This window comes from Mucilaginibacter sp. 5C4 (assembly GCF_034345625.1).
GTDB lineage: Bacteria > Bacteroidota > Bacteroidia > Sphingobacteriales > Sphingobacteriaceae > Mucilaginibacter > Mucilaginibacter aurantiaciroseus.
In genome coordinates this window covers 2,783,139-2,807,483 of sequence record NZ_CP133775.1, presented here as the reverse complement: position 1 = coordinate 2,807,483, position 24,345 = coordinate 2,783,139, and the positions used below count along the sequence as shown (strand labels likewise).

The window sequence follows — 24,345 nt, the reverse complement described above, 5'->3', positions numbered from 1 at the left end:
ATTTTATTATTTCATATCTAATTGAATATTAATTGTTTGCGATTTTGTCCCGTGTTGTGTAATATTTAGTGGGACAGCTCTATAAATCATAGCCTTTTTTTAAAGCATGGTAAGGCAAACCATCATCCATGAACTATCAACTATGAACCCATGCTAAAAAACAATAGCTTTGTTTCTTCTTTATAACCATTTATGACACTTAATGACCAAGATTTTAAGATAGATGTAACGTCTGAAATAGGCAACCTGCGCTCGCTTTTGGTGCATAGCCCCGACAGTGGTTTGGGCAAAGTTGTTCCCTCTAAAGCGCAGGATTGGCTTTTTGAGGACATTGTGCACTTGGATACCATGCGCCGTAAGGAGTACGATTACTACATTAAACTGCTGATGTATTTTCTTGATCCTGCTAAAATAAAAGGCAAGCTGGCCGATATTGACAGCGATACAGCTAACCGCGATTTTTTTAAGCCGGATAATGCTGCTTTCCATAATTCTACCAGGGTTATAGAGATCCAGACTTTGCTGAGCGATATACTGCAGCAAAATGATATTCGCAAGAAACTGGTAGCAGCCGTTTGCGCTATAGAAAGCTGTAATTACAAATTGCAACTGCAACTGATAGATACTGACCCGGTAGAGTTGGCTAAGATCTTTATTTCGGGTTCGCTGACAGATGATACCATGATCTTCGCGCCGATACCTAACCTGATCTTTTCGCGCGATCTGGGGATTGCCATTAACAACCATATCCTGCTAAACAAACCGGCCAAAAAGGCCCGCTCACGCGAGACTTTGCTGATGCGTTATATCTTTTTTAATCACCCTTTATTTGCTTCATATAAAGATAATGTGATCGAGATCTCAGAAAACAAACAGCATTTCCTGCGCCCCGGCGAGGTAAATGAGGAGAAAACCACTATTGAGGGTGGTGATGTGATGATGGTTAGTCCGCAGCATTTGATCATTGGCTGCAGCGAACGTACGTCCATTAGCGGTGCAAATGAGGCCATAAAGCTGCTTTTTGAAAATGATGTGGTAAGCAAAATTACCATTGTAAAAATACCACATAAGCGCGACTACATGCACATTGATACCGTTTTTACCCAGGTAAAGCGGAACGTATGGGTGCTGTTGCGGTCGTTAACCATAACGGAAACCGAGCAATCGCAAAGTGAACCTATTGCCTGGTTTGCCGATAAAAAGAATAAGGACAAGCCCGAGATAGTACAGTTCAGGAAAGATAAGAAACCAAAGACTTTTAATACGCTGGAAGACCTGCTGGATAACATCAGCCAAAAGGACCTGCAAAGCACTGAGCCGACCAAATTCATTTACTCGGGTAATGATGTATTCCCGTTTGATGCCCGCGAGCAATGGACGGATAGCTGCAACTTGCTGGCCCTAAAAGATGGGGTAGTGGTAGGCTACGACCGTAACAATAAAACCGTAGAGGCATTCAAACAAAGCGGTTTCGAGGTGATTCACGTAACCGACCTGTTGCCGAAAATGGAAAACGGCGAGATCGATCCGCAAAAGATGGAAGATACGTTGATACTGATGCCAAGCGCCGAATTATCCCGTGCCCGAGGCGGTTTCCATTGTATGAGTATGCCGTTGGAGCGGGGCGCTGTCTGAACTCGAATTTATAGAATTAATGAATTTTAAAAATTCTGAGGTCGACAATCCATTATTAAATTCTGTCAATTAAAACAATTCGTTGAATTCGAGTTCAGACAATGACCCAACAAAGCACCAATAACCTATTAATGATCCGCCCGGTGGCGTTTGGCTTTAATGTGCAAACGGCCGAAAGCAACGCCTTCCAAAAACAAGACGCCGACCAACAGGCCGTGCAGCAAAAAGCACAGCAGGAATTTGATGGTTTTGTAAATGTGCTTCGCAACAACGGGGTAAATATTACCGTGGTAAATGATACCATTGAACCACATACCCCCGATTCTATCTTCCCTAATAACTGGGTGTCATTTCATGATAATGGCGATATTTTCCTGTACCCCATGCAGGCCGAGAACCGGAGATTGGAGCGGAGGGAAGACATCATCCGTCAACTGGAAGAGAATTTTAAGGCCAACCATGTCATCGACCTGAGCCGATACGAGGCTCAGGAGCAATTCTTAGAAGGTACCGGCAGCATGGTGCTGGATAGGGTAAACAAGATAGTTTACGCCTGCATCTCGCCCCGTACTAATGCCGAAGTGCTGAAAGCCTTTTGCGATTATACCGGCTACCAAACCATAACCTTTGATGCCTTCGACCAAAACGGACAGGCCATTTATCATACCAACGTATTGATGGCCATCGGCAGCAAATTCGCGGTGATCTGTTTGGACAGTATTATGGATGCCGGAGAGAAGGAAATAGTTATTGCTTCACTAAAATCAACCAATAAAGAGATCATTGATATCACTTTCGACCAAATGAACCGTTTTGCCGGTAATATGTTGGAGGTAAAGAATGCTGACGATGAAACTTTGGTGGTAATGTCACAAACGGCATATAATTCGCTTAGCGTAGGGCAAAAAAGCACTTTAGAAAAATATGGCAACTTGGTTTATGCCGATATTAACACCATCGAAACTAACGGTGGGGGCAGTGCGCGTTGCATGATGGCAGAGGTGCATTTGGGAGTTAGAGAAAAGGAATTTTTTTTTAAACGCAGCTTCGAGTTCTAATATACGCTCTGTCTTAATTATTAAACCTAAATTAATTGGAATACTGGAAACTGAAATCTGTTTTAAACTCGTCGGAATATTGACTACTCTAATATCGCCCGTAAGCATTTGTTAAGGGCGGGCAAATAAAACTCCTAATAAATAGACGCGCGACGATCCTAAGGTTATGTTACCTTTTTTATCTTGATAACCATGCTCGTTAAATATAAATACTAGAGAGCCGCTTGAACCAGGGAAACAAGCAGTGTCTATCATAACCTCTTTTTGCCCATTATAATCGAAATTGGGATGAGTTGCAGTTATTCCCCTTCTTAAAATAGGTTTGTTATTTATTTGATCCCATATACCATTTGGATAACCTACCATTAATATTTCTTCAAGCACTTAAATATCAGTAAGTTGTGCCACACTTGGTATTGATTTATTGCCGAGCGATTTGTGGAATAATTTGATTCCATTTTCTTCAGCTTCAATTTGATAAGAAGTAATTGGCATTGCGCACAAATCAACACTATTATCTGGATGCATCACCCAAAGCGATTCGAAATCATTTAGAACTAACTCATAATGCTCAGTATCCAACGGCTCTCTTGTTTCAGATGCTTTGGTGAAAATTAATTTCCCCGTTTGTGGGCCTACAACAACATGTTTATTAGTAATTACAACTGGATTATGATTTCCAGTTGCATCGTCAAGCAAAAAACTAAAAAAGAAACCAGTTCCGGTTCCATTATCGCACTCTATTCTAATAGTAGAATATGTTATTTTGTTCAGATAGTGATAATTGCATACGCTAAGCTAATGAATGTTTTTTTTGAGCAAAGACTGTATTTGCCATAAGACTTTCTATCGTCAAGCCTTTAGGCGGACGGCTATTTCTTTCTACTGACGCACCCATACCGCATTGGCCTCTTGAACTGTATTAGAGCTAGCTGCGTATACCGTTCGCTAGCTAACCGTTTGGGGCCTTAGATAACTATATGATTTAAACACACTCCTTGAGGCGCTAAACTAAGTTCAGGATGGCCATGAAAAATCGATTTGGTTTTTATCTGGCAATACATTGATGTATAGGGCTCTTATATAAATAAATTCACCTCGCAAACAAATTACATTCCTACTATAAAAAATCCATCCAACAAATAATAAATTCATCCGTATAAAATATACATTTGCCAAAATTTTAATAGATGCAGAGTTACCAGGAATTTCTTGACCTAAGCGTTGGTTTCCCACAGGAAGGTTACGAGATAATAGAGGATGAATTATACTTCCACGATCTTAATTTAATGGAAATGATCGAGACGTATGGCACGCCCTTACGCTTCACTTATTTGCCCATCATCAGCAAGAAAATACAGCAGGCTAAACTGCTTTTTCAGCAGGCTATTATTAAAACTAATTATCGCGGTAGCTATAAATATTGCTATTGTACCAAAAGCTCGCATTTTAAGCACATTGTAGAAGAAGCACTTAAGAACGAGATCCACCTGGAAACATCGTCAGCTTTTGATATGCCGATGATTGATGCCCTGGAGAAAAAAGGTGCAGTAAGCAAGGACATCACTGTGATTTGCAATGGTTTTAAAACCTTTCAGTACAAGCAGTACATTATTGATATGCTGCACGATGGTTACAAGAACATTATCCCGGTACTGGACAATAAAGAGGAATTTAACCTGTACGATGACGAGGTAGAGATGGATGAGCCTTGTAACCTTGGCATCCGTATAGCGGCAGAGGAACAACCCGATTCGCAGTTTTATACCTCGCGCCTTGGGATCCGTATGGAGGATATCATCGATTTTTACCACAATAAAATTGAGAACAACCCTAACTTTAACGTTAAGCTTTTACACTTTTTCATCAATTCGGGTATCTCTGATACACCATATTATTGGAACGAGCTGGAGAAATACGTTACGCTTTACTGCAAGTTTAAAAAGATAAACCCTGCGCTTGATACATTAGATATCGGCGGCGGTATGCCGTTTAAAGATTCGCTGGTGTTTGATTTTGATTACGAGTACATGATCAACGAGATTGTGAGCCGTATCAAAGAGATCTGCGCAGAGCATGATACCATGGAACCGGATATTATTACCGAGTTTGGTAAATACACCGTGGCCGAAGCATCGGGCATATTGTACAAAGTATTAGGCCGAAAGCAACAGAATGACCGTGAGAAATGGCTGATGCTTGATGGATCATTTATTACCAACCTGCCGGATGTTTGGGCATTGAACCAAAAATATGTGTTATTACCGGTAAACAACTGGGATAGTGAATACGAACGTGTTAACCTTGGTGGTATCACTTGCGACGGGCAGGATTACTACAACCAGGAAGCCCACATGAACAGCGTGTTTATGCCTAAAACGCGTAAAGTGCAGTATATGGGTTTCTTTAACACAGGTGCTTACCAGGAAGTATTAAGCGGTTACGGTGGTATACACCATTGCCTGCTGCCATCACCAAAACATGTTATCATCCGCAGAAACCGCGATGAGACATTTAACTTTGAGGTATTTGGCGAAGAACAAAATAGTAAACAGGTATTGAAAATTTTGGGTTACACCACCTAAGTTTCAAAATTATTTGATATTGAAAAGCACCGCTATTTGGCGGTGCTTTTTTTGTACAAACATTTGCCAGTATGAGCCAGTCGAAGACCTATTCAAGCGCAAATGGTTCGACAGGCTCACCATGACATCTTTATGCGAATTTATCAGCCACAACCAGATCTTTACTGCCTGCGGTATACTTATAAAAACCCCTGCCACTTTTAACGCCAAGGTGTCCGGCTATTACCATATTTACCAATAGCGGGCATGGTGCATACTTAGGGTTGCCGAAACCGTTATGCAGCACTTTTAGTATCGCCAGGCAAACATCAAGGCCGATAAAATCGGCCAGTTGCAGCGGGCCCATAGGGTGGGCCATCCCCAGTTTCATAACGGTATCAATTTCGTGTACGCCTGCCACGCCTTCAAATAATGTGTAAACGGCCTCGTTTATCATCGGCATCAGGATGCGGTTAGCAACAAAACCGGGATAATCATTCACCTCAACAGGGTCTTTACCCAGCTGGCGCGATAGTTCCATAATGGTATTAGTAACCTCGTCGGTAGTGGCATACCCGCGGATGACTTCAACCAGTTTCATAACAGGTACAGGGTTCATAAAGTGCATTCCTATCACATTAGCAGGGTTACTGGTCGTTGCAGCTATTTCTGTAATGGATATGGAGGATGTATTTGATGCCAGGATAACCCCCGGTTGGCATACCTCGCTTAACTGTTTAAACAGTTTCAGTTTGATCTCTTTATTTTCGGTAGCGGCCTCAACCACCAGATCGGCATTGGCTGCACCTTCGCTTACATCAGTATAAGTTTTTATATTGCTAAGGGTAGTGGTTTTGGCAGCGTCGTTAATAGCGCCTTTTTTAATCTGTCGGTCCAGGTTGCCGGCTATGGTTTGCAGTGCTTTTTGCAGGGCGGCATCGCTGATGTCAACAAGCGACACGTTAAACCCATTCTGCGCAAAGGTATGGGCAATGCCGTTCCCCATAGTGCCCGATCCTATAACTGTAATATTCTTCATGGTATAATTGGTTGTGCCTTTTGGGCAGTCGTAAAAACAATTGCAAATTAGGAATTATACAATTGAAACTTGCCTAAATTGTTTTTTTATAGCAGCTGATAAATTAGCTAAATTGCAGCAATGCTTACCACCGACGAGATCAGCTTTTACCTTTCCATTTTTAAAGAGCTTAGCTTAAAAGATATGTATGAGCTGGTTACCCTCGCTAAAACCCGGAAGATAGCGGCAGGTGAGGTTTACATCGATATAGATACAATTTGCCATAAAGTAGCTTTCATAAAAAGCGGTTTAATAAGAGGCTATCACCTGAAGGAAAATGGTGAAGAACGCACCTTGCTACTTAGGTGGGAGAACCAGTTTATTGCAGCAGTAGATACAATCGTTTTTGAAAAGCCGTCGCGTTTTATTTACCAGGCGCTGGAAGATACCGTGATAATGGAACTCGACTTTAAAAAAGCACAGCCCATTATTGATAATAACCCACGTTTATCGGCCCAACGTAATACCTTCATTTTGGGTATGCTTGCCGAATCCATGGAAAGGGTGGAGTCGTTTGTGCTTTTATCGACTGAGGAGCGGTATATGAAGCTTGTGCACGATAAGCCCGATATCGTAAACCGTGTGCCCAATAAATACCTGGCTACCTTGCTGGGTGTTACCCCTGTATCGTTAAGCCGCATCCGTAAACGGATTGCATCGCCCAAAAAGCGTTAATTATCTTTTGTTAATTTTTTGCGACATGCGCGCGGCTACATTTGTGCTGTAATAAATTAACAAAGTATGGAAAAGTTACTGCACGCATTGGTCACCATATTCAGCATTATAGCCGTCAGGTATTTTATACTTGCGGGGGTGCCTTTTTTTTTATTCTATAAGGTACTCGCCAATTGGTACAGCAAATCGAAAATACAGAACCGCGCCGCCGACCTTATAGATTTTAAACGAGAGATCCTTCAATCTATGCAAACAACGGCGGTCTTCGCGGTGATTGCTTATGTGGTATTGTATACGCCGCTTAAAGATCACACCCAGTTGTACACCAATTTAACCGATTTTCCGCTGTGGTACCTGCCCGTAAGTTTGGTGCTGAGCCTCGTTATCCACGATACTTATTTTTACTGGATGCACCGGTTACTGCATCATAAAAGGCTTTTTAAACTAACGCATCTGGTGCATCACCAGTCTACCAACCCATCGCCGTGGGCGTCGTATTCGTTCCATTTCGGGGAGGCCTTGACGGAGGGTATGGTGCTGTTGGTAATTGTGATGGTTATCCCTATTCACCCGTTAATGGCGGTGTGGTTTACCATTGTAGGGTTCATTATCAATGTTTACGGGCACTTGGGGTACGAGATAGCACCTAAATGGCTGCGAAATTCTTTCTTTTTTGAGATCATCAGCACATCAGTTTACCATAATATGCACCATAGCAAATTTAAAGGTAATTATGGCTTGTATTTTAGGCTTTGGGACAGGCTGCTAAAAACCGAGCACCCCGATTATGTGAAAGATTACGACCGGGTGCAGGCAAACAGGTTTGGCAAAAAACAAACAGGTGTTATCAGCGAGTCTATAAGCTAATATATCTGCCCGCATTGGCTATGGTTTCTTTGTTAACCGCGTCAAGTTTAGGGATTCTTCCTAAATGAGCTACCTGTGTGTAAGTGGTAATATAATCCTCTGTAGAAGTGTTCTCGTCGCCATTAAATATAATTCCTTTAAGGGGTATGCAGCGCTGTTTTAAAGCTTCGATAGATAATAGCGTATGGTTAATGCTGCCCAGGTAATTTTGTGATACCAGTATCACTTCTGCACCCAATTGTTTGACCAGGTCAATAACCAGGCAATGATCATTTAACGGCACCATCAGGCCACCAGCCCCTTCAATCAATAATTGGATACCAGTTTTTGGAGCAATGATGGTTTGCTCTTCTATGGTAACACCATCCAGCGCCGCTGATTTATGGGGCGAGTAGGGTTGTGTTAAACGATAAGCCTCGGGGTGAAAAACAGATTGGTCATTTGAGATCAACCGTTGCACTTTCATCGTATCACTATTATCCAGTTCGCCGGCTTGCACGGGTTTCCAGTAATCGCATTTAAGTTTTTCTACCAATATGGCCGAGATGAGGGTTTTGCCAATATCGGTACCAATACCGGTTACAAATAGCGGTTTATGCATGGATGATGTTATTAATAGTTGAGGTAAGCAGATTGATATCTTCCGCAGTATTATAGGAGTGAATGCAAATGCGGATGCGCTCGGCACCTTTGGCAACCGTAGGACTTAATATTGCCCTTATGTCCAATCCGGCGTTTTGCAAAGTTTGAGCCGCATGCTTAGCCCTTTCGTTATTGTTTAATATGATACATTGGATAGCGCTATCGCTTTGTAATAAAGGATAGGTTTCACTTTGCTTAATTCCCTGTTTAAAAAGGTTGATGTTATAATGAAGTTTTTCTATTTCTGTTGATGACTTGCTCAACAGTTCATAAGCCATCTTCACAGTAGCTATTTGTTGGAATGATGCCGCTGTAGTATAAATAAACGCACGCGAAAAGTTGATCAAGTATTGGCGAAGCAAATTACTGCCCAAAACAATTGCACCGTGGCAGCCTAATGCTTTTCCGAAGGTTACCACCCGGGCAAATATTTTATCCTGTAAACCTAAATGAGATATTAACCCTGAGGGATATAAGCCAACAGCGTGGGCTTCGTCTACAATTAAGTTCGCACCGTACTGTTCGGTCAGTTTCAATATATCTGCAATAGGCGGGGTATCGCCATCCATCGAATACACGCTTTCAATCACCACATAGCAAATGCCTTTGGCCTGCTTTAGCTTGCTCTCCAGGCTGTCCAAATTATTATGGCTGAATATATAGCGGTTGGCATGACTTAGGCGCGCACCGTCGATAATAGAGGCATGTATCAGATCATCGTGAATAACAGTATCACCCTTTTGTGGGAGCGATGAGAACAAGCCCACATTAGCATCATAACCCGAGTTAAATAGCAAACCCGCTTCGTTTTTATGAAACGCAGCTATCTGCTGTTCCAGTTCTTCGGTGTAGGTGATGTTACCGGAGATCAGGCGCGATCCGGTTGCCCCGTTTAAACTTAGTGGATGTGCATCAATTTCCTGTTGGATGCTGGCTTTTAAAGCAGGGGAGCGTGCAAAGCCAAGGTAATCGTTTGAGCAAAAATCAACCAGGTCACTTTCCGTACTAAGGCTGCGGTAGGTGCCCAGCACTTTGCGTTCATCAAGTCTGTTTTGGATGTATTTTTCTGATGATGCCACACTTTTAAATTTCCGCTAAAATAAAAAAAGCGGACTATAGCCGCTTATTTTATTTTAGCAATAATGTTATTACTTGTTAGATGGTGCACCGCCGCCACTGCCATTTTGGCGTTGAGCGCGTGCTTCGTCCATTTCTTTTTGCCATGCAGCTGCCTGCTCTGGAGTTAATACGGCCTTAACTTTATCAGTAGTAGCCTGCATCATCGGGCGCATCTGTGTACGCATATCGCCGCCTGCATTACGCAAGCTATCCATTGATTTTATTTGAGCATCGTAAATAACTGTAATTTTTGCTGCCTGGTCGTTAGTGATTTTTAAGTAATCTTTCATGGCTTTAACCCTGTAGGCTGTAGTCATTCTCTGGCGACCTCCACCTTGTGCATAGCTAACTGCTGATATTCCTAATACGAATAAGCAAATCATCATAATCTTTTTCATCTCTTGTTTTTAGTTTAACTGATGTTATAGAAAAAGATAATGGTGATTAGTTTAACCTGATGCTATGTAACTTAATTGTTATGAGTTATGGCTTAAGTGTAACTTAAATGTTGCCGTATTTAATTTACTTCCTTATTATTCAAATTAGCTATCGAGCGCTGCATCTGGGCCATCATCGTGGTAAGGCTTTCCATAGTAGGCTCGGGGGTAGGCATCGGCATGTGGGTAGATATGTATGCCTTTGCTTTCCAAACTTCCAGCACATCGTCCGCGCTTATTTCGTAAGGGTCGTAAACGGGATTGTCTGATACCAGTTTAAGGTTGCGGCCTTCTTTATATTTATTGCCGGCACGTTTATAAACCACGCCATCGCTTTTAGAGATAATAATATAAGTTTCGCCAATTTTAACGTCGGCCCAGTTCTCCAGGTATTCGCCTATTATAGTAGTACCGGATTGTAGCGGCAGCATCGAATCTCCTTTTATTTCGAACCCACGATAAGTACCCTGTTTAAACATAGGCAAATAAAGCTTTGGTAACTGGCCCACATATTCAGGATCAGCATAGCCATTTAAATAACCGGCGCTGGCCTTTAATGGTACCATCTCAATGTTCTCATTATCTTCCTTATCTACCGAAATGCTTAGCACCCTGAGGTTTGCGGGGTTGCCTTTTGGCTTCGGCGCCCACTTCTCGTCGATGGTTTCGTTGATGAAATCATCAATAGATATGTCAAAAAATATTGCTAATTGTTTTAGTAGTTCATATTTGGGTTCGGCGCGTTCTTCTTCATATGCGCCTACTAATGAACGTTTTATGCCTACCTGATTGGCGAATTGCTGCTGGGTTAGGCCCTTCTTTTTGCGAAGGAATTTAATATTTTGTGAAATATTTGCCATAAAAATTTGGAATTGCTAAAATTGTTAGTATTTTTATGCTCATAAAATTAGTAATTATTTTTTAACAAGCAAATTTTTTTATCAAATGAAAAGGTTCGTATATATAATCACAGACAGGAACAGGAAAAATTTACACGTAGGTATGTGCACAGACTTGCTTAAAACCCTTAAGTTTTATGGTGAGATGCCTACCTTGTTTTTTGACAGCGCGCAGCAATTAAACCGCTTGGTTTATTTTGAAGAGATAAATACCGAGGAACAGGCTATGGAACGCTTTAAAATGGTAAGCACATATACACGCCCTCAAAAAGAAAAAATGATCCGTCCCGTAAATCCGGATTGGGTTGACCTTACTGCAGGCCTTAAATACGAAAGTGGTGTAAGAGTAAGGCCCGCCATTTACGGCAGGCCTTCTATACAAGCGGTACGCAGGGCGGTTACTTTTTAACAAACACCAATGCGCCCGAGTTCATGCAGTATCTTTTGCCGCCCCTGTTTTTAGGGCCGTCATCAAATACGTGGCCAAGGTGCAGGCCCGTGCTTTTTTCAATAACCTCATCGCGGCTCATGCCAAAGCTACTGTCGTGTACAATTTCTACTTTGTTAGGGTCAACAGCCTTTACAAAGCTTGGCCAGCCGGTACCACTGTCAAATTTATCTTCCGAGCTGAACAATACTTCGCCGGTAGCCGCACTTAGGTAAACACCTTTTTGGTGATTATCATGATAGGCGTTCTGGAAAGGTGGTTCGGTACCACGGTTCACCATTATCTCGTACTGGTTAGCCGTAAGCTTTTGTTTCCACCCAGATGCAGGCTTAGCCATCGGCCTATTCTCCTGTGTTTTTTTATTTTGTCCGTTGCTATTGTCACACCCAAAGGTGGATAACATGCTAACTATCAGTATCGCTAAGATCGATCTTTTCATAATATCTAATTACGAATATCTTGCCTGTTCAGTTGTCATCGCTAAGTCTGATTATAAGAGGCAAAAAAGCGCTCGCAAATTGCAAGTGCTAAATCTAAAATCGTAATTCTCAAATCCTAAGTCAACCTACCATCCCGGTGCAAACGTTAAACCAAATACAGGTTTTTTAACATCCGTACGGTTAAACGGAACGGCAAAGTAAGGTTCCAGTATAAAAGCGCCAAAAAAGTTTACCCTTAACGAGAACCCCGCGCTTAGTGACGGCACACGCTGGTTGGTATTATAAGTGGTTTGCGTTTGCGGGTTGCCGTTGCCATCAAGTACAGGGTTACCATTATTATCTAACACAGGCGTTTGGCCTATGGCATCGGGTGCTTTCTGGAACCTGATGTCGTTGCCTTTGTTCCAGGCTAAACCGGCATCAAAAAACAGGTTAAGATCGGTGAAAAGAAATTTTGATTTGATAACCGCCAGTTTCTCCGGCCCGGTAAATGGTAAACGGATCTCGAAGTTTGCTACCGCGATGCGGCTGCCCGAAAGCTGATCGATAGTAAAGCCATTTTTATTTGCTGTTTTGGAGTTATAAAATGTTTGCGCCTCGTAACCACGGATCAAGAATGGATAACCCACATATAGCGGATATAGACCGCTGACATTATTACCAAAGCGGCCGTAACCATAAAGCCTTGCAGCAAAGGTCAACGGAGCAGCACGTACATATTTGCGCAGATCGATAGTAGGAGAGAAGAAGTTGTAAGTACCCACATTATACTCCGCCTCGATGCGGAAACGGTGTCCGTTCAAAGGAGCGGCAATGCCAAAGTAGGAATCGTCACCAACCAATGCGGCGCTTAAGCCATAGATATTGAATGGTTTTAAGTCGATGCCGTTTTCAGCAAGGAATTGCGTGCGCGAAATTTTATGTTTCTTGTAATCAAGCAGGTTGCCTACAGCCAATTGGTTTACACCATTTGCATCGGGCGTATTGGTGTATGAATAGTAACTGCTGTACCTGTCCACCCGGTAAGAGTATCGCGAAGCTGTTGTCCCTATTTCGGTACGTAAAGTGCGGGATAGGGGGTAAGACGCAAAAGCCTGTATTTGGTCTTCAAAAGTGCGGATGATATCCGTTTTTTCTTCGTAAACAGGTGTCGATTTACCACTAACCTCAATATTGGTAAAGTTGTACCCATAAGTGCCGGATTGGTAAGGGATATGTGATATACCCAAGCCAAAATTCCAGCGACCTTGTTGATTGATGTATAATATTGATCCCCCAAAATCATAGATCGCGCCATTTACGGCAACACCCGCATAGATCTGGTTCCTGCCCAAAATATCGCTGAACACACCCTGTACACCACTTGCCAATCCTGTTCCAAACGAACTAACCGAAACTCCTACACCTGTACTGCCCAAGGCATCTAACTTAAACTTGGGTTTATATGGGATTGCATGGATCGAATCTAAAGGGATCTTGCTGTAAGCGAGATAATTATTCAGGTTATAATTGATCAGGTCGACACCCACAGCGCGCAATGGCGGCAGCATAGCCGCTGTAAAGTTTGTTGTCCCGGCGTCAACCACAACTGGTTTAAAGTCGGATACTTTGGCATTATAGATCGCGTATTTTTGGGCGCGATAGTAGGAGTAAACCACATCATCGTTATTGGATAAACTCAATGCCGGCGAATACTCGGTAATACCGCAGATGCCGGTAAACAGATCGGTCATTTGCTCCACCTTAGCGCCTGCAAAAGTATACCGGTACATATTGCGGAAGCCATCTTTGTTAGACAGGAAATATACCTGCTTACCGTCCGAAGAATACTGCGGGTTAAGGTTGTTAGCCCCGTCGAATACTTTTATATTAGTTATTTTACCGGTGGTGATATCCAGTTCAGCTAAGTTAAAAGTGATATCCTGGGATAGCTTTTTGTCATAAGTTGCCCTGTCGCTCGAGAAGATGATGTGTTTGCCATCCTCTGAGAAGTTTGGCTGATAATCTGAAAACTTATCGTTGGTGAGCTGAACAACTTTTTTAGATTCAAAGTTATACATATAAAGGTCGCCCTGGCCTTCAGACATTCCCTGGAAAGCTACATTTTTACCGTCAGGCGACCAGGTAAGGTTGCCAAACTGCTCGGCCTTCCCCATCGAAACATCATTTACGATCCTTCCATCCGGCACATCAACAACCAGCATCCTGTTACGCCCTTTGCTAAATATGCTAAACGCGAACTTCCGGCTATCCGGCGACCATGTGCCCGCTGATTCGATAAAGTTAAACTCATCGATATGCGTGTTAGATACTTTGCTGGTTAACTGTTTTATCACCCTGCCCGTTTTAGCATCCGCCAGGTATAGATCGATGCTGAACAAACTTTTTGAGGATAGAAATGCCAAATACTTTCCATCCGGACTAATACAAGGGGCAACGGTCAAATCGCCGCCCAACTTAGCATCGATAAGGCGTTTGCCAACCGGCGTTTGCACGGTATCTTTTAAATAGGGCTTATAAGTGTTTTCGATGGAGTTTTGCCACAGGCGGGAGAGGGTTTTATCGTCATAACCTAAAGTCCGGCGGATTCCGTATTCTAACCCGAAACGTGCCGTATTTTTAAAGAAAGGCACTATGATAGTGTCACCATAGGTTGACCCAAGGAACGACCAGAACGCCTCGCCATATCGGTACGGGAAATATTTATTGCTTTGGGTAAGAGCTCGTATGGTAGGTATGTCGTGATTCAGATAAGCGTCACGCATCCACATGGCGGTATAGGCGTCTTTTTTGCCTAAGGATAGGTATTCGGCCATACCCTCCACCATCCAAAGCGGGATGTTGCCAATATTTTCGAAGTTAGAAGAATCGCGGCTAAGCAGCATATGGTATTGAAACGCGTGAACCAACTCGTGCCCCAAAACGTGGCGGGTAGTTTGATTGGTTTCCATAATGGGCATTACCACGCGGTTTTTTAAACCTTCGGTAATACCACCGGTACCCACGCTTATCTCGCCGTCGATAGCTGTTGTCTGCTGAAAATCAGGGTGATTGGTGTAAAGGATAATAGGGTTGGGCTTGTTAAACGTATCTCGGAATACCTGCTGGTGCAGCGTGTACCACAACTCACTCTCTTGTGCGAAACGTTTTATTAGGCTATCGTTTTTTAGATAGTAATAGATCTCGAAATGCGGGGTTTTGTAAACCTTAAACTTTAGGTTTTTATAGCGCACCTTGTTTTGCCCAAAATACTGGGCTTTAGCCTGTTGGTTAAATAACAGCGCGAATACAAGGCAAAATAATATAAAAGGATACTTGATGGATAAATTACAGGGGTAACGTTTATACATACATAGCGGTTTATACGATATGGCTAATTTATATAATATACGTTCCCCAATCAAGCAGGGTTGCCTTAATTATTTCGTGGCAGGCGGTTTATTTTCCGGCATTTCCTCTTTCTTTTCTTCGGTTGCCGGTACACTAACAGGCGCGGCCGTGGTATCCATCGGCATTTCCATTAGGCTATCGGTAGATGTTGTATCCTCGCGGATCTGCGGCGACGGGCACATGTATTCCTTGGTTATTTTTACCCAGGGCTTAGGGAATGGCCCGTACGTGTAGCCCGAATTAGGATCAGCATAAACCTTTTCCATAAACGCGCCGAATATTGGCAGCGCGGTATGCGATCCTTCACCGGTTTCAGAATTAGTGAAGTGTACGCTACGGTCATCGGCACCAACCCAAATGCCTGTTACAAGGTCCTTAGTAATACCCATATACCAGCCATCCACGTAGTCGCTTGATGTACCTGTTTTACCACCTATCTGGTTGTTCTTTTTCCAAAGGCTTGGATATTCCCACAGGGCTTGCGAAGTACCGCCCGGTTCTTCCATACCGCCGCGGAACATATAAAGCATCAACCAAGCGGTTTCTTCGCTTAAAACGCGCTCGGCCTTCAGCGTAAATTCCTCGATCACATTACCTTTCTGGTCGGTTATTTTAGTAACTAATAATGGGTCAACCTTTTCGCCTTTGTTAAGGAAAGTGCTGTATGCACGCACCATTTCATAAACCGAAACATCGTTAGATCCTAACGATACCGACGGTACCGATTTTAGCGGGCTCTCGATCCCAATTTTGTGCGCGTATTCTACAATTTTATCCCAGCCAACATGCTCGGTTACCTGCGCGGTAATGGAATTTACCGATTTGCCCATAGCCCAGCGCAGCGACATTTCGCGGTACGAGAAGTGGAAATCGGCATTATTTGGCTGCCAAACATCGTCCTTACCGTTATCCTTAAATTTAATGGTCACCGGTTTATCGGTAAACTTATCGCAGGGGGTAAAGCCGTTATCTAAAGCGGTTACGTAAGCAAAAGGCTTAAAAGTAGAACCCGCCTGGCGCTTGGCCTGGTTTACGTGGTCGTAATTAAAATATTTATGGTCGATGCCGCCAACCCAAACTTTGATCTTCCCGGTAGATGGTTCCATGGTCATCATACCCGTATTGAGGATCTTGGTGTAGTATTTAATCGAATCAACGCTGGAGAAGGTAGTATCCTTATCGCCATTCCAGGTAAACACGCTCATGCGTTTCTTTTTCTCAAAATAGTTGTTGATCTGTGTGGTATCGCCTTTGTGTTTTTTGCTTAGTAATTTGTAGATTGGCAATCTTTGCTCGGCTTTTAGTAAAAAGTCTTTAATCTCTACGCCCTTACTGTCTCTCCATGGATTTTTATTGCCCCACAAATTATTGAAGCGTTTTTGCAGCATCTTCATTTTGGTTGCAACGGCTTCTTCGGCGTATTGCTGCAATTTTGAATCGATGGTGGTATAGATCTTTAAACCATCTTCGTAAAGGTCGTAATCGTTTTGCTTACACCATTTGTCCAACCATTTTTCAACCGCGCGGCGGATGTAAGAGTCGCCTTGTCCGGTACGATCAACATAACTCAGATCAAGATTTAGCGGTAGGGCTACATTAGCAGCATAAGCCGGTTTATCGATGTAGTTATACTTCAACATCTGGCTAAGCACCACGTTACGGCGTTCAACCGAGCGTGTGGGGTTTGTTTTTGGGTTATAGGTTGATGTCGCTTTTAACATGCCTATCAGCGTTGCTGCTTCGGCAGGGTTAACGGCATCGGGCATTTTGTTGAAATACTTTAAAGTAGCCGTTTTTATCCCGAAGGAGTTATTCCCAAACGGAACAGTGTTCAGGTACATGGTCAGGATCTGCTCCTTACTGTATTGGTGTTCTATTTTATAAGCGGTGATCCACTCTTTACATTTAAAAACTACGGTGCGCAATAGGGGTATATGTTTTATCAATCCCTGCGATTTACGCTTACGGGTGCTGAACAAGTTTTTCGCCAGCTGCTGCGTAATGGTACTGCCACCCCGGCGTTCGCCTGTTGCCGTAGAAACCAAACTGCCCATAAAACCCAGAAAATCTACACCGCCATGTTTGTAAAAACGTACGTCCTCGGTAGCAACCAAAGCGTGGATCAGGTTAAGGGAGATGGCTTTATATTCGACAGGAGAGCGGTTCTCTTTGTAAAAACGACCGATCAGCTTACCATCGGCGGTATAAACCTCTGATGACACCGACATGGTGGGTTGTTTAATATCCTGCATATCGGGCGAATAGCCGAACAACCAAAGAAAGTTAATTTCGATAGCGCAGAAAAAAACAATTATAGCATATATGAAGATGGTGAAATATCTTAGGTACCGGTTCTTTATTTCTCTGAACATTGGGTAAAGATGTAAAATTAAGCGCCCAAATCATAGCGGGCAATTGACAAAAGTTAAGAACGCAATTTTAATGAGTAAATTTTAAGTTAAGATATTTAGGGAGAGAAATATTTTACAGGATATATTTTGCTTATTACCATAGAGTGCACAGCGGTTTTAGAAAATAGTGTTAGGAGTTTAAACTGCAGAAGTAGCCGGGACGTTTATAAAAAAACGTTCTTCGGTATGGGTGGATAATAAGTTAAGCTCATCGCCCACACTGATAGTTCCTGAGCTATTAAAAGCCAGATTTTGCCCGAATAGGATCTTAGCTCCTTTACGGCGATAACCTGCCAATGTTTTCAGCGGTTCTTTGCTTTTAGCCGTCGTTTCCTGGTCGATGGTGGTCATCACACAGCGGGCGCAAAGTTTTACACCGTACATATCAATACCATTTATACGGATGTGATTCATCTGGTCTTCGCTGTATGGTTCGCCACCCTCAAACACAATATTCGGGCGAAAGCGGTTTATAGGTAATGGCTGCGCCAATCGATTGTTCAGATCGTCCAATGATGCCTGCCCGATCAATAAAGCAGGATAAGCATCGGCAAAAGAAGCGATTGAACCTGATGTTGTATAACGCGGGTCGGTAGCGCGATGAGTTTCATCGGGCATGTAAACCAGGCGGGTGGGGCTGCTCAGCTTTACCGTAAACCAGGCATCAACCGCATCACTTACCAATTGCCCGGCGCATGTGTCGTCCCATATCGTTACATCAAGTAAATCCTGTTTTAGCGGGATAAAAGGAATGTTGACAAACGTGCTATCGGCAGTATAAATAACCTTCAATCCATCACTTAAAATTTCAATTTTAAATAAAGCTAATTGTGCATGTTCGCGTTGCGAAAGGAAACGGTTGTTCTCGTCTATCAGCATCCAGCGGCGGTCATACTCCAGGCCGCGGTCGGTCAGTTGGGCAGTGCTCAAGGCAATGCCTCCCAGGGATTTTATAGGGTAAATAAGTAGCTGACTAACGCTAAGCATAAACAAATGTAAGGCATTGGTCTGTCAAATTACAAACAATTATAATTGTTTGTAATACAGTTGATTTATTGGCTATTATTTAATAGTATTGTTAAACCAAATTATCAATCCGGTTCCCTAAACCGGTTTAAACCTGTAAAAATATGTCAGTAAACGCTCCTAACATTAATGGCAAGGCCACGGCTAATAACACTTATGATGCAATTGTAATAGGATCGGGCATTAGCGGCGGCTGGGCTGCCAAAGAGCTTACCGAACGCGGCCTTAAAACCATTATGCTGGAGCGCGGCTCTAATTACGAACATATAAAAGATTATAAAACAGCTAATTATAACCCATGGGATTTTGAGCATCGCGGCAACGCAACTCAAAAACAACGTAAAGAACGCCCTGTAATTTCCCGTAACTGGGGCGCGCAGGAAGCCATTATGGATGCCTGGACAAATGAACATGACGCGCCGTATACCGAGGTAAAACCTTTTAATTGGTGGCGATCTTACCGCTTGGGTGGCCGCTCTATTTTATGGGGGCGCCAAAGCTACCGCTGGAGCGATCTCGACTTTGAAGCTAACGACAAAGACGGATGGGCGATTGACTGGCCCATCCGTTATAAAGACATTGCACCGTGGTATGACCATGTGGAGAAATTCGCAGGCATCAGCGGATCTATCGAGGGCATCCCCAACCTGCCCGACGGCCAGTTTTTGCCGCCTATGGACTTGAATTGGGTAGAGAAGGACGTGGCCGCAAGCATCAAAAAACATTTTGGCAGGCACATGATCATCGGTCGTGTGGCTAACCTTACTAAGGCTATCCCATACCGTACGGCCTGCCAGTTCAGGAACAGGTGTTGGGAGGGTTGCCCGTTTGGCGGGTATTTCAGCACACAGTCGTCCACCTTACCGGCTGCTTTAAAAACGGGTAACCTAACCGTTAGGCCGCAATCTATCGTTACTAAAATACTATACGATAAGGATACCCAAAAGGCGAAAGGTGTAGAGGTATTGGATGCCGTTACCAATCAAACGTATGAATATTACGCCAAGATCGTTTTTGTGAATGCTTCGGCTTTAAATAGTGCCTGGGTGCTGATGAACTCTGCAACCGATATTTGGCAAGGTGGCCTGGGTAGCAGCAGCGGCGAATTGGGCCATAATATTATGGATCATCACTACAACCTTGGCGCCAGCGGCGATGTGGAGGGTTACGAAGATAAATATTACTACGGCCGCAGGCCAAACGGCCCGTACGTGGTGCGCTTTGCAAACGTGGGTGATGATAAACGCGATTACCTGCGTGGTTTTGGCTACCAGGGTGGCGCAAGCCGTAATGGCTGGAGCCGCGAAATTGCGGAACTGAATATTGGCGGTGCGTACAAAGATGCCCTTGCAGAACCGGGAGGCTGGCGCATAGGCATTGGTGGTTTTGGCGAACTACTGCCATACCACGAGAATAAGATTACCCTTGATAAAACGGTGAAAGATAAATGGGGTTTACCGGTACTTTCTATGGATGCCGAGATAAGGGATAACGAGAAAAAAATGCGTATCGACATTGTAAAAGAGGCCAAAGCCATGCTGGAAGCAGCGGGTGTTAAAAATGTAGAAACGCATGATAGCGGCCACAATATTGGCGACGGCATCCATGAAATGGGTACCGCACGTATGGGCCGCGACCCTAAAACGTCGGTACTAAACGCCCACAACCAGGTTTGGGATGCCAAGAATGTTTTTGTAACGGATGGCGCTTGCATGACTTCGTCTGCCTGTCAAAACCCGTCGTTAACCTACATGGCGTTAACTGCCCGTGCTGCGAATTTCGCGGTAGATGAATTGAAAAAAGGAACCCTTTAGGGGAATCAAGAGTTTAAGAATCAAGATATAAGACAATAGAAATTATGAAGATCAAAAATATATTAACCACCTTACTACTTACATGCCTTATTATAAGTGTAAGCTTTGCCAAGGCTAAACCCAAAGTGCTTGTTTTTTGTAAAACCGCAGGCTTTCATCATGAGTCGATCGCGGTGGGTATCCCTGCGATAATTAAGTTGGGTAAGGAGAATAATTTTGATGTGGACACAACTACCAACTCTGTGAAGTTCACTACTGCTAATTTAAAGCAGTACGCCGCAGTAATATTTCTGAGCACTACAGGCGATGTATTAAACAACGAGCAGCAAACCGCTTTTGAGCAATACATTAAATCGGGAAAGGGATTTGTAGGCATCCATGCCGCTACCGATACCGAGTATGACTGGCCATGGTATGGTAACCTGGTTGGCGCTTACTTTAAAAGCCACCCCGCTAAACAGCAGGAAGCGAATTTGGATGTGGTAGACCGAGATTTTCCGGCAACTAATCATTTACCCGCCACATGGCGCAGACTTGATGAATGGTACAACTTCAAATGGATAGCACCGGACTTGCATGTGCTTATTAAAATAGACGAAAAAAGCTATACCGGCGGCGAGAACGGTGATAACCACCCGATGAGCTGGTACCACAATTACGATGGTGGTCGCGCATTTTATACCGCCCTTGGCCATACCGATGCGTCTTACGCTGATCCGCTTTATTTAAAGCATTTGCTGGGCGGCATACAATATGCGATAGGGAAGAAGTAGATTTGTTTCTATTGTCATCCTGAGCGATAGCAAAGGATCTAATATTGAACTATGTAATCGCAAATTACTCTCGGCGTTTAGATACTTCAATATCGTTTAGTATGAGAAATCAAGAAAGGCCCGCTTCAACTTGAAGCGGGCCTTTCTTATGAGAAACCTCTCTATTAATCTAACCCACCGCGGCGGTTTGCTTTAACAGGCTCAGGCCATTTGGCGGGTTGGCCGTTGCTGCTTGCCGGAAGCGCTGCTTTATCGCGTGGGAATTTTGCAGGGTCTTCGCTGGCCATGTAAATAAGGATGGCGGTTAAGATGGAGTTGCTGCGTACATCGTCAAAAACCAATTTGTCGTAAGTATCGCGGTTGGTGTGCCAGGTGTAGTTACCGTACGACCAGCTGTTTGAACCCAATGAGAAGCCCGGTGCGCCAACTGCAACAAACGATGCAAAATCTGACCCGCCACCACCCGGTGAACCAGGGAAGTTGGTTTTTATTTGGTGACGAATGGTATCCGGCACGGCTTCTAACCAGCGGTTAATAAAATCGCCCGATTTTTCGTAGCCTTGTCCGCCAATATTAACAATGCGGCCCGTACCGTTATCCTGGTTAAACAAAGCCTGCAGGTTGGCTACAATCTCGGGATGGTCTTCTACAAACGCGCGTGAACCGTTCAATCCCTGCTCTTCGCTTGCCCAATGGCCAACTAAAATGGTACGTTTTGGGTGAGGATAAACTTTCTTCAGGATGCGCATAGCCTCCATCATGGTAATGGTGCCCGTACCGTTGTCGGTAGCGCCTGTACCGCCGTCCCAAGAGTCGAAGTGGGCCGAAAGCATTACGTATTCGTTTGGTTTTTCGGTGCCTTTTATCTCGCCTACTACGTTAAAAGTTGGCACCACGCCAATTTCTTTTGATTCGGTTTGGATGGTGATCTTTGGTTTGTCGCCGCTTTCGGTCAAACGGTAAAGCATCCCGTAATCTTCTAAGGCGATGTCAACAGTAGGTACAACTTTGGTGTATGCGCTAAAGATTTTATCAACCCCAAAACCGGCAGACCAGTTAGAGGTAATGATCCCCACAGCGCCGGCTTTTTCAAGGGTAACAGGTAAGGTGCGGTTAGTTAAACCGGTGTTGCTGATGCGCTTGCGCCATGCAGCGGTTTGCTCGGCACGGGCGGCTTTCATTTTATCGAATGAACTGGTCAAGGCAAATTCCTTCCAGTTATCATCCGGCCGGCCTGTCGGCTGGTTCATAGATATCATTACAAATTTTCCTTTAACAGATGGCAGCCATTTTTGGAATGCTACAGAATCGGCCAATTCAGGCAGGATGATCAGTTCAGCAGTAACCGCTTTTTTCATACCCGGGCTCCAGGCCAGTTGGGTGCCTTCCAATGATTTTACACGAGGATAAACCATATCGATGTGAGAGATGCCGCGTTCCCAGCCGCGCCATTCGCCCCATTTTTCTTGTTTGGCGGTGATGCCCCAGCCTTTGTACTTGTCCAAAGCCCATTTACCGGCCTTGTCAAATTGTGGTGTACCCACTAAACGGGGCCCAACGCCATCGAAAAGCTCGTGGGCAAGTTTCTCTAGTTGCGAGTTATCAGTTCCTTCTTTTACAATATTAGCCACCACCGCGTTTTTGGTTTGCGCGTAGGCAGTGCTGCCCGCAAGAAGGGCGGAAGCAACAAATATTTTAGTTAAGTTTTTCATATCGTTTGATATAGGGCTTAGTTAGTTTAAGCAACGAATGTATAAAATACAGGGCTTAAATCAGATTCTGACCGTCGGTGTAACAAGTTTGTTAAAGTTGAATTACGTGATTAAAGTAGCACAGCACTAATTGGCCTGATTAATGCTTATCAAATGCAAATAAACAAGCAATAATAAAATGGCACAGTTAGACGTTCAGCGGAAGCGCAAAGGCTCGGTATTCATATGGATCATATTCGCGATCATCGCTATCGCGGTGGCAGTTTTACTGTTCCGCGGATGCAATAAATCGGCTCCGCTAAAGTTGAACACCAGCGATACCACCAAAAAGGATACTGCTAAAATGGACAGTAATGTTATTGTAACCACAGAACCTGACTGGAACGCTATCGACTTTACTATCCCCAGATTAAAATACGATGAGGTTACCGATACGGCCATTGTTGTAAAAGGCAATGATAAATATACCATCTACAGCCTTGGCGAAAATGTATTATTTGCCGCCGATAAAAGCACCTTGCAGCCAGCTGCAGAAGCTAAACTGAAACAGATAGCCGAATCGCTGGCAAGGCGTTACAAAATGGCCGAGATAGCCGTTTATGGGCATACCGATTCTGCTGGTACTGCCGGCGCTAATAAACAACTTGGTGAGGACAGGGCAAACGTCGTTAAAAACTGGTTATCAACCAAAGCAGACATCGTTCCGGATAAAATTTCTATACATTCTTTAGGGGAACAAAAACCTTTAGCGACAAACGCGACCGAGAAAGGCCGCGCGCAAAACCGCAGTGTGGAGATTGTGGCGTATGCCGAAGGAGAGAAATAATAACATAAAATCTAAGTATCATGGCATCTGATAATAACACAGATTACGATCTGTACGAGTTAAGCGAAAGCGATTTTGAAATAGTTGACGATCAACCAGAAATTTTTGGATGGGACGTAAAAGACACGCACAAAAATAAAGTTGGTGAGGTGTACGAACTACTGTTTGATGAGGAGACTTTAAAAGTACGCTACATCGTCATCGATATGGAAAGCAATGATGTTAACCTGGAAGAAGGCCGCGTGCTAATTCCTATTGAAAAAGTAGAATTTGACCTGGAGAACGACGAAGTGAGGATGCCGGGTGTTAGTGTTACTAACCTGCTGGCATTGCCCCTTTACGAGAAAGGCCGCATTATTAATCAGGGCACCGACCTTGACATTGAACGGGCTTTAGACAAAGCAGAGGCCGGCGCGCCTATCCCACCCGGGTCATTAAATATTGGTAAAACCAAGTTTTACGAGAAGCGTCAAGAGGGTTTTATAGCAGGTGATGATAATGAGGGGTTGTAACACCTAATAAGCGCGGGGT

General features: G+C 43.7%; 22 protein-coding genes. 10 read left to right on the top strand and 12 right to left on the bottom strand.

The genetic code is table 11. The features are described from left to right. Positions 1-192: 192 nt before the first annotated feature. On the top strand, positions 193-1,635 hold the full coding sequence (locus RHM67_RS13260) for an arginine deiminase family protein (RefSeq protein WP_322227252.1): 1,443 nt from the start codon (positions 193-195) through the stop codon (positions 1,633-1,635). Between the two features lie 101 nt (positions 1,636-1,736). Then, on the top strand, positions 1,737-2,693 hold the full coding sequence (ctlX, locus tag RHM67_RS13255; protein ID WP_322227251.1) for a citrulline utilization hydrolase CtlX: 957 nt from the start codon (positions 1,737-1,739) through the stop codon (positions 2,691-2,693). Between the two features lie 111 nt (positions 2,694-2,804). On the opposite strand, the gene RHM67_RS13250 is transcribed toward ctlX, so the two are convergent. Beyond that, positions 2,805-3,077, bottom strand: coding sequence for a hypothetical protein (locus RHM67_RS13250; protein WP_322227250.1), 273 nt, complete (start codon positions 3,075-3,077; stop codon positions 2,805-2,807). Next, a complete protein-coding gene (locus tag RHM67_RS13245) occupies positions 3,078-3,392 on the bottom strand; it encodes a hypothetical protein (protein ID WP_322227248.1) in 315 nt (104 codons plus the stop codon). 491 nt (positions 3,393-3,883) lie between these two features. Here RHM67_RS13245 and RHM67_RS13240 point away from each other — a divergent pair, with 491 nt between their 5' ends. Further along, complete coding sequence (locus RHM67_RS13240; protein ID WP_322227246.1) at positions 3,884-5,278, top strand: arginine decarboxylase; 1,395 nt, start codon at positions 3,884-3,886, stop codon at positions 5,276-5,278. 130 nt (positions 5,279-5,408) lie between these two features. Here the strand turns inward: RHM67_RS13240 and RHM67_RS13235 are convergent, their stop codons facing one another. Next, entirely contained in the window at positions 5,409-6,296 is an 888-nt protein-coding gene (locus tag RHM67_RS13235; RefSeq protein ID WP_322227244.1) for a 3-hydroxybutyryl-CoA dehydrogenase, read from the bottom strand. A 120-nt stretch (positions 6,297-6,416) separates the two neighbouring features. On the opposite strand from RHM67_RS13235, the gene RHM67_RS13230 reads away from it, so the two are divergent. Continuing rightward, positions 6,417-7,010: a Crp/Fnr family transcriptional regulator gene (locus RHM67_RS13230; protein ID WP_322227243.1), complete on the top strand. Its 594-nt coding sequence runs from the start codon at positions 6,417-6,419 to the stop codon at positions 7,008-7,010. A 66-nt stretch (positions 7,011-7,076) separates the two neighbouring features. Further along, the gene (locus RHM67_RS13225; RefSeq protein ID WP_322227242.1) at positions 7,077-7,877 is read left to right on the top strand and encodes a sterol desaturase family protein; all 801 of its coding nucleotides are present in this window, start codon (positions 7,077-7,079) and stop codon (positions 7,875-7,877) included. On the opposite strand, the gene bioD is transcribed toward RHM67_RS13225, so the two are convergent. The 4 genes from bioD to RHM67_RS13205 form a co-directional block, all read right to left on the bottom strand. Beyond that, positions 7,867-8,478: a dethiobiotin synthase gene (gene bioD, locus RHM67_RS13220; RefSeq protein WP_322227241.1), complete on the bottom strand. Its 612-nt coding sequence runs from the start codon at positions 8,476-8,478 to the stop codon at positions 7,867-7,869. The two genes, RHM67_RS13225 and bioD, sit on opposite strands and share 11 nt — an antisense overlap. Beyond that, positions 8,471-9,598, bottom strand: coding sequence for an 8-amino-7-oxononanoate synthase (locus RHM67_RS13215; protein WP_322227240.1), 1,128 nt, complete (start codon positions 9,596-9,598; stop codon positions 8,471-8,473). Before RHM67_RS13215 ends, bioD begins: the two co-directional genes overlap by 8 nt. A gap of 69 nt (positions 9,599-9,667) precedes the next feature. Continuing rightward, on the bottom strand, positions 9,668-10,036 hold the full coding sequence (locus RHM67_RS13210) for a hypothetical protein (RefSeq protein ID WP_322227239.1): 369 nt from the start codon (positions 10,034-10,036) through the stop codon (positions 9,668-9,670). A 119-nt stretch (positions 10,037-10,155) separates the two neighbouring features. After that, a complete protein-coding gene (locus RHM67_RS13205) occupies positions 10,156-10,935 on the bottom strand; it encodes an XRE family transcriptional regulator (protein WP_322227238.1) in 780 nt (259 codons plus the stop codon). 85 nt (positions 10,936-11,020) lie between these two features. On the opposite strand from RHM67_RS13205, the gene RHM67_RS13200 reads away from it, so the two are divergent. Beyond that, on the top strand, positions 11,021-11,383 hold the full coding sequence (locus tag RHM67_RS13200) for a GIY-YIG nuclease family protein (protein ID WP_322227236.1): 363 nt from the start codon (positions 11,021-11,023) through the stop codon (positions 11,381-11,383). Here the strand turns inward: RHM67_RS13200 and msrB are convergent. From msrB to RHM67_RS13180, 4 genes are all read right to left on the bottom strand, one after another. Then, the gene (gene msrB, locus RHM67_RS13195; RefSeq protein ID WP_322227235.1) at positions 11,373-11,861 is read right to left on the bottom strand and encodes a peptide-methionine (R)-S-oxide reductase MsrB; all 489 of its coding nucleotides are present in this window, start codon (positions 11,859-11,861) and stop codon (positions 11,373-11,375) included. The two genes, RHM67_RS13200 and msrB, sit on opposite strands and share 11 nt — an antisense overlap. A gap of 126 nt (positions 11,862-11,987) precedes the next feature. After that, entirely contained in the window at positions 11,988-15,212 is a 3,225-nt protein-coding gene (locus RHM67_RS13190) for an eIF2A-related protein (RefSeq protein WP_322227234.1), read from the bottom strand. 69 nt (positions 15,213-15,281) lie between these two features. Next, positions 15,282-17,624: a transglycosylase domain-containing protein gene (locus RHM67_RS13185; RefSeq protein WP_322227233.1), complete on the bottom strand. Its 2,343-nt coding sequence runs from the start codon at positions 17,622-17,624 to the stop codon at positions 15,282-15,284. A gap of 177 nt (positions 17,625-17,801) precedes the next feature. Then, on the bottom strand, positions 17,802-18,650 hold the full coding sequence (locus RHM67_RS13180) for an MOSC domain-containing protein (RefSeq protein ID WP_322227232.1): 849 nt from the start codon (positions 18,648-18,650) through the stop codon (positions 17,802-17,804). Between the two features lie 143 nt (positions 18,651-18,793). Here RHM67_RS13180 and RHM67_RS13175 point away from each other — a divergent pair, with 143 nt between their 5' ends. Beyond that, positions 18,794-20,503 (top strand): GMC family oxidoreductase, encoded by a 1,710-nt coding sequence (locus tag RHM67_RS13175; RefSeq protein ID WP_322227231.1) that lies wholly within the window; start codon positions 18,794-18,796, stop codon positions 20,501-20,503. Positions 20,504-20,547: 44 nt separating this feature from the next. Further along, positions 20,548-21,276, top strand: a complete 729-nt coding sequence (locus tag RHM67_RS13170) for a ThuA domain-containing protein (protein ID WP_322227230.1) — start codon at positions 20,548-20,550, stop codon at positions 21,274-21,276. A gap of 164 nt (positions 21,277-21,440) precedes the next feature. On the opposite strand, the gene RHM67_RS13165 is transcribed toward RHM67_RS13170, so the two are convergent. After that, a complete protein-coding gene (locus tag RHM67_RS13165) occupies positions 21,441-22,988 on the bottom strand; it encodes a M20/M25/M40 family metallo-hydrolase (protein ID WP_322227229.1) in 1,548 nt (515 codons plus the stop codon). Between the two features lie 178 nt (positions 22,989-23,166). On the opposite strand from RHM67_RS13165, the gene RHM67_RS13160 reads away from it, so the two are divergent. Together RHM67_RS13160 and RHM67_RS13155 are read left to right on the top strand one after the other, a co-directional pair. Further along, the gene (locus tag RHM67_RS13160; protein WP_322227227.1) at positions 23,167-23,814 is read left to right on the top strand and encodes an OmpA family protein; all 648 of its coding nucleotides are present in this window, start codon (positions 23,167-23,169) and stop codon (positions 23,812-23,814) included. Between the two features lie 20 nt (positions 23,815-23,834). Beyond that, positions 23,835-24,326, top strand: coding sequence for a PRC-barrel domain-containing protein (locus RHM67_RS13155; protein WP_322227226.1), 492 nt, complete (start codon positions 23,835-23,837; stop codon positions 24,324-24,326). The last annotated feature ends 19 nt before the right edge of the window (positions 24,327-24,345 follow it).